We start from the raw sequence: 5,576 nt of genomic DNA on the forward strand, positions 1-5,576 counted from the left end.
TTTTTTTGCCAATATACGGCATATAATCTAATTAAATATTTCTCGAAGTATGCAAGATTCTTAAAATAAAAACTCGCTTGGCTTCCTCATCAATTTGAATAATTGCACGGTATGGACTGTCAGAAATAAGCATTTCTCTTGTTCCTAAACTGCCCTTCTTTTTAGTTCGATTTGGTGAGAAATACAGGGTTTCTAGCTGTTCAGTAATTTTTAAATACATCCCTTCTGCTAGTTTTTCGCCCCATGTCTCTATGCCATACGCCAAAATTTCAATTAAATCCTGTTCTGCTTGTGGCAAGTAAGAAACTTCATAGGTCATCTTTTACGGCTCGCTACCAAGTCTCGTGCCTTTTGCATTGCAGTCGCATGTACTGACTTCATTTCTTTCGTGTCAGATGGATGCGCTTTCAAAGCATTTAACGCTTCTGTGATTTTCTCTTTTTCCCAATCTTCATAATCATCATCTTGGACATCAAAAAGGCTTTCTAAGTGGGTGCCTTTCACGTCTTTTAATGACAAGAAAACACCAACAGGGCGCTTATTCTTTGTGACTAATACAGGCTCTCGCTGCATCGTATCTAATAACTCACCAAAGCGTGATTTTGCATCTTTCGCTGTAATAACTTGCATTTCCAAACCTCATAAAAGTAGGCGTTTTGTCTATTTTAGACTTTTTCTGCAAGTAATCTAGCATAATTTATTAAATTTAACGCCCAAATCCTCTACTTGCGCTCCTTTCAATCTGTTTCTCTTTCATTTGCTGGCTAATTTGCTGTTCACTTCTCTTAATTTGCTGTTGAGATTGTTTAATTGCTGATTTTGACTGGCTAATTCCTCGTTCTGACTTCTCAATACTTGATTCTGAATGCTCAAGGTTTCGATCTGCTCGCTCTGACTTTGATTTATAGCGTTTAGCTCTTTCAATTGCTTCTCTAACGAGTTCAATAAGTCTTTGTAGCGATTCATAAAGTCGTTTGGCATTATCTTGTTCCGCTTGATTAGGATTACTCTGTTTTACGTCCTGCTTTGCTTCTTTTGAGGTGGCTAAGTTTTCAAATAAACTTCCGCTATCCTTCAAAAGCTCCTTTCCATCATTTGACTGGTTAAATGGATTTTCAAAAGGAGTTTTGAAGGTAGATTCTATTTTTCCAATTTCAGTACCATTTGATTGGCTGTATTCTCGTAAGCGTCCGCTTTTTTGCTGTTCTTCGCCATGATATATAGGGTTTTCTTGTCTTCGCTCTCGTGTAGAGTCACCTTCCGCAAGATTTGTTTTTCTAGAGGTGTTTGCTCTACTTTGAGATTGATTTCGGCTAATTCCTGCTGCTTGTTCTGGATTTGCTTCGCTAACCACCAATTGACGCCAAGAAAGACTAGAAACACTGTAATCAACATGCCCAGAATTGCTCCCGTGAGAATATTCAAACGCAAAGCGTTTCTGATTTTCGGCTGATGATCTTGGATGGTTTGAAGGTTTGACCTTAAAATTCTCTCTGTTTCCTTGCTGCTTGCTCTCAGTAAGGCGTTGTAACTTTCCAAGTGCTGTTTCGTAACGCTCTCGGCTTGTTCTTTGATAATCCTGTCCTGCTCGGCTGTGTTCTTCTGCAAATTGCTTATCAAATTGTCGATTTTCATAAATTACGCCTTCTAAACGAATATTTCGCTTGCCGTCAGGATTCTTAATACTGATTGATCTATCTGTTTCTCTGGCAATCTCAAAGCCTGCACCCTTTAGGGTGTCAACTACATCTTGCCTATTTCGGATATTTCCATTGCTAATTTGCTCAGCAATTGCAGTCCCGATTTGCTCTTTAATTTCTTTGACACTTTGAGGTAAGTTTTGGCTATTCAAAGTTTTAATTGCTTGAGCTTTCTCTGGAGCATGAGGATCTGTTAAACCATGCTCAAAATTGGTGACTTGTTTCCAGTTTTCTACAAGTGGGCGGTCAGCTTGATCAAAATAAGGCTGTAATCTCTTTCCTGTACTTAATTCCACATTTGGAATTACGAAATTAAGTTCTAAACGCCCTTTATCAGTGTGTTCTATCCAAGTAATGTCGTATTGATCGCGCTCTAAACCTGCAAGCAATGTTTCTTCAAAGCTCTGCATGATGGCTTCTTTTTGCTGTTCTTCGAGGTTTGATTCCTCAAATGAAAGTACCCCAACCGTATAACGATTTTGGAAGTCCAGGTTATCTGCTAATCGTTGGGTTAATTCAGGATCTCCACTCAGTAAAACTGCACCTGGTCTATCTCGATCTTTGCCAAGTAGGTAATCAATTGTTGCACCTGCACTACCTCCCCCTTTATTTCCCAAAAATTTAACAATCATAGCTGGCTAAGATTCCTTGTAGCTGTTCTCGAATAACTGCCAACTCTGCAAAAGCTCTAATTTTCTCTATATCGGATTCAACGGTATTTACTTGTCTTGCAATCTGATTGAGATTACCTCCAATACGCCCTAATGCAGCTAAGAGCTGAGGATCTGCCGCTTTATAATTTCTTTTTTTATTCGGTTTCTCATCAAGGCAAGTATTTCTAATCCAAGTCGCAAGTTCTCCTCCAGTCATTCGTTCAAGTAAGGCTTGATGTTCAGCTTCGGTCAAACGGACTTTGATCTCTTTTTGTCTTTTAATGATTTCTTTCTTCGTCATGATTCAATCTGCTTCATGGGTTGAATCGGCTTTTTTATGAGGACAAATTGCCAAGTAAAGGCAATTTACCGCAATAGAAAAAGGCGAAAAGAGGGTCAAGGGATTCTTCCCTTGCAAGGCACAAAAGGTAACTCTATCGAAAACTTTAGTTTTTGTATAGAGTACCCTTTGTGTGTCCTTGCCCATTAACAAAAAAAATAAAGATGTGAGGTATTATAAATAATGTAAAATGTTTAAATCATTTAAAGTGAAAATACTATGAAAAAATTTGTCTTACTTTTTACATTGATATTAAGTAGTTATCCTGTTCAGGCAGTAAGTGTAGAAGAATATGTTAAAAGTAAAATTGATTTTTTGAATTTGTTACTCGACCAAAGAACGGAACTTGGCGAACAACTGAAAACTGCTAAAAGTACAAAATATATTGAATTATCATGCAAGATAAGAAAACTTGATAACACCCAAATCTATTATTTAGAACAATTAAGTAAAGATGGAATAATGTGGGCAAAAGATAAGGAACTTGCAAAACAAGTAGCAAGAGATGCAGACAATTTAAGTAAAAAAATTAAAGAAGCTATCTTAATTGAAGATCAAGAAATCAGAAAAGAATTAAAAATAAATCAAAATATAAAAACATTTACCCTAGAAACCATATGCAAGCAAGCTGGATATAAGTAAGGGCTGATATCTGATTTAGGCTTGCACTTTGACACTTTCATTAATTAATGGATGGGTATTAGATTCAAAGAAAAAGAGTTCCAAATCTTTTCTATGCAGCTTAGCTTCCAAATCTTTAACTAACTGCTCTTTTTCTAGCTGTGTAAGTTCTGAATAGATAGATAAACCCACAGCCTTAAGGTTTATGTTGTGCTTAATCGCTTCTATAAGGTGATTATCAAATTCTTTGTTTAAACTATGCCCTATTACTAATAGACTTCCTGAAATACTAGAAAAACTATGGTAACAGAAGCTTAAATAATTGTTGGATTTGATTTTTTTCAGTTTATATTCGCTATTTCCTTCTGCTATATAAAGCGGTAATTGTGTTTTTTCACCTTGATATTTGAAATCACTACTAGCTGGCAACTTATCTGACGTATACCGAAGCTTCGATACAGTACCGTTTAAATCCTGCTTTAAATGCAAAGCCCCGTGTAGATAGTAAAAGCGAGCTTTAGATGTTTGTGTATTTGTTGGATCAAAGGCATTGCTGTCATTACTCCAAAAAAAATCTGCAATGGTGTTGGGGTTTAAAGCACCATAAGATGACCAATATAAGATTAGGTCATAACAAGTAGTAAAAACATTTTTAAATGACTTAATTTCTTGTGCGAGTGCTGATTTATCCAGTTTTGAATACTCGACATGCACAGCATAAACAGTATTAAAAAGATTCTGTTGTACTGTTTCATAGAGTTGAAGATATCGTTCAGTTTCTTCACCCAGAGAGTTTTTAACTAAAATAGTATAAGCTATAGCTCTTAAAACTTCTTCAAAATTAATATCTTGCAGATTTTTAAAGATATTTTGAATACTTTCTATAAGAGGAGGATCAATAGAATTATCTATAGAGTATTTATAAAGTGACTGATATGAATAATTTTTCCATATATTTGTACTAAACCCATTCCCCAATAAGAGGTTATTCCATTTTTCGTCTTTTATATCTTCCCAATTACAAATCAAGATACTTCCCCACTCTGTTTTATCCAAGCAATCACTGTAGCTCTAGAAACTGATATGATTTTTGCTATATCACTATTTCTTAAACCTTTTTTCTTCAATTTTAAGCATTCTTTTCTTAAATTTTCATATTTATTAGAACGAGCTTTCCCACCATTCGAAGAATTACTTTTTATGCCACCTAATTGTCCCTTTCGACTTTGTCGATCAATAAACTCTTGATAGCAATAAGCATCTTTTTTCCAGCAGTATGTCGCTATGCTTTTTGCTGTAGCTTTAATTTCTGAATACGGTAAGGCTTCTAAAAACGTGTCATTTACGCTTAAACACTGTTTAGTGACTTCTTCTAGCCAGATACTATAAATACCACCTCGATGCGCTCTAACAGCCGTATATGCCCATTTACGCACGGTATCAAATAGTGTGCAATTACGTCCAAGTCCTGAAACTTCCTGTTTTTTGCTTAATTTCTTAGGTAGCTCTACAAAATCGGCTAAATAATCGAGCGTATAGGCTTGTTCACTCCAAAAAGTGACACGCCAATCTTTATGAAATGGATTCTTCGTAATGAGATGACTGTAGCCAACGTCTGCTCCAAGTTTATTGGCAAGTCCTGCCTGAACCTTTGAGGCATAGGCTATTGCTTTTTGACTCGCTAATTCACTGGTACACAGTGGAATTTCTAATTTATAGCAAATATGAGCATGACCATTTTTTAAGGTCTGCGCTGTCCAATAGGGCATTGGCAAATTTTCATCATGCCATGCCATGACAGCATCTGAACGATCTATATCAAAAAAGAAGTAATGAAGCATACAAGGCTGATTACCCTGTATGTATTGCATGTTAATTGCCGTTTTTTTCGGTCTTATTTGTAAGCCATACAATAAATCATCTGCACAGTATGGTTTATGAGCAAGATTTTCAAAAAAATCGCTTAATTGAGCGTTATTCACCTTTTGCAACGTCCTGTATGTTGCAAATGCTCAAAACATCAGTAAAATACAAGTATCGGATTTGAGTTTACAGATGCTTTAAGTATTTGTTAAACAAAGAAAAGAAAGCGGGTCGCCAAACCTGCTTTTTTTTCGCCTGAAAGAAAATCTAACACAACTTTAATAGTTTTAAAAGTTATTGATTTTCTTAATCTTATAGCCGTTTTTTTTGCCAATATACGGCATATAATCTAATTAAATATTTCTCGAAGTATGCAAGATTCTTAAAATAAAAACTCGC

Annotated in this window: 7 protein-coding genes; 1 reads left to right on the forward strand and 6 read right to left on the reverse strand. The window is 35.7% G+C overall.

Annotated features, from left to right (window positions below; all coding sequences use genetic code 11):
- Window positions 1-31 precede the first annotated feature (31 nt).
- The 4 genes from VXP95_RS15090 to VXP95_RS15105 all read right to left on the reverse strand — a co-directional run bounded on the left by VXP95_RS15090 (window position 32) and on the right by VXP95_RS15105 (window position 2,654).
- Window positions 32-319 (reverse strand): type II toxin-antitoxin system RelE/ParE family toxin, encoded by a 288-nt coding sequence (locus tag VXP95_RS15090; RefSeq protein WP_003115798.1) that lies wholly within the window; start codon window positions 317-319, stop codon window positions 32-34.
- The gene (locus VXP95_RS15095) at window positions 316-630 is read right to left on the reverse strand and encodes a type II toxin-antitoxin system Phd/YefM family antitoxin (protein ID WP_003115799.1); all 315 of its coding nucleotides are present in this window, start codon (window positions 628-630) and stop codon (window positions 316-318) included. The genes VXP95_RS15090 and VXP95_RS15095 overlap by 4 nt, the downstream gene beginning before the upstream one ends.
- 76 nt (window positions 631-706) lie before the next feature.
- Window positions 707-2,332, reverse strand: a complete 1,626-nt coding sequence (locus VXP95_RS15100) for a relaxase/mobilization nuclease domain-containing protein (RefSeq protein ID WP_416712326.1) — start codon at window positions 2,330-2,332, stop codon at window positions 707-709.
- Complete coding sequence (locus VXP95_RS15105) at window positions 2,322-2,654, reverse strand: plasmid mobilization protein (RefSeq protein WP_416712327.1); 333 nt, start codon at window positions 2,652-2,654, stop codon at window positions 2,322-2,324. Before VXP95_RS15105 ends, VXP95_RS15100 begins: the two co-directional genes overlap by 11 nt.
- Window positions 2,655-2,912: 258 nt before the next feature.
- Between VXP95_RS15105 and VXP95_RS15110 the strand changes: the two genes are divergently transcribed.
- Window positions 2,913-3,335 carry a hypothetical protein gene (locus VXP95_RS15110; RefSeq protein ID WP_416712328.1) on the forward strand — a complete coding sequence of 141 codons (423 nt, stop codon included), beginning with the start codon at window positions 2,913-2,915 and terminating at the stop codon, window positions 3,333-3,335.
- A 15-nt stretch (window positions 3,336-3,350) separates the two neighbouring features.
- Here the strand turns inward: VXP95_RS15110 and VXP95_RS15115 are convergent, their stop codons facing one another.
- Entirely contained in the window at window positions 3,351-4,370 is a 1,020-nt protein-coding gene (locus tag VXP95_RS15115) for a DUF4917 family protein (RefSeq protein WP_416712329.1), read from the reverse strand.
- Complete coding sequence (locus VXP95_RS15120) at window positions 4,340-5,296, reverse strand: replication initiation protein (RefSeq protein WP_416712330.1); 957 nt, start codon at window positions 5,294-5,296, stop codon at window positions 4,340-4,342. Before VXP95_RS15120 ends, VXP95_RS15115 begins: the two co-directional genes overlap by 31 nt.
- Between the last annotated feature and the right edge of the window lie 280 nt (window positions 5,297-5,576).

Source organism: Acinetobacter sp. 226 (genome assembly GCF_048147925.1).
GTDB lineage: Bacteria > Pseudomonadota > Gammaproteobacteria > Pseudomonadales > Moraxellaceae > Acinetobacter > Acinetobacter pecorum.

Bases quoted from the DNA above. Each gene is read 5' to 3' on its own strand.
- VXP95_RS15090 (WP_003115798.1), bottom strand. From the start codon at position 319: ATGACCTATGAAGTTTCTTACTTGCCACAAGCAGAACAGGATTTAATT.
- VXP95_RS15095 (WP_003115799.1), bottom strand. From the start codon at position 630: ATGCAAGTTATTACAGCGAAAGATGCAAAATCACGCTTTGGTGAGTTA.
- VXP95_RS15100 (WP_416712326.1), bottom strand. From the start codon at position 2,332: ATGATTGTTAAATTTTTGGGAAATAAAGGGGGAGGTAGTGCAGGTGCA.
- VXP95_RS15105 (WP_416712327.1), bottom strand. From the start codon at position 2,654: ATGACGAAGAAAGAAATCATTAAAAGACAAAAAGAGATCAAAGTCCGT.
- VXP95_RS15110 (WP_416712328.1), top strand. From the start codon at position 2,913: ATGAAAAAATTTGTCTTACTTTTTACATTGATATTAAGTAGTTATCCT.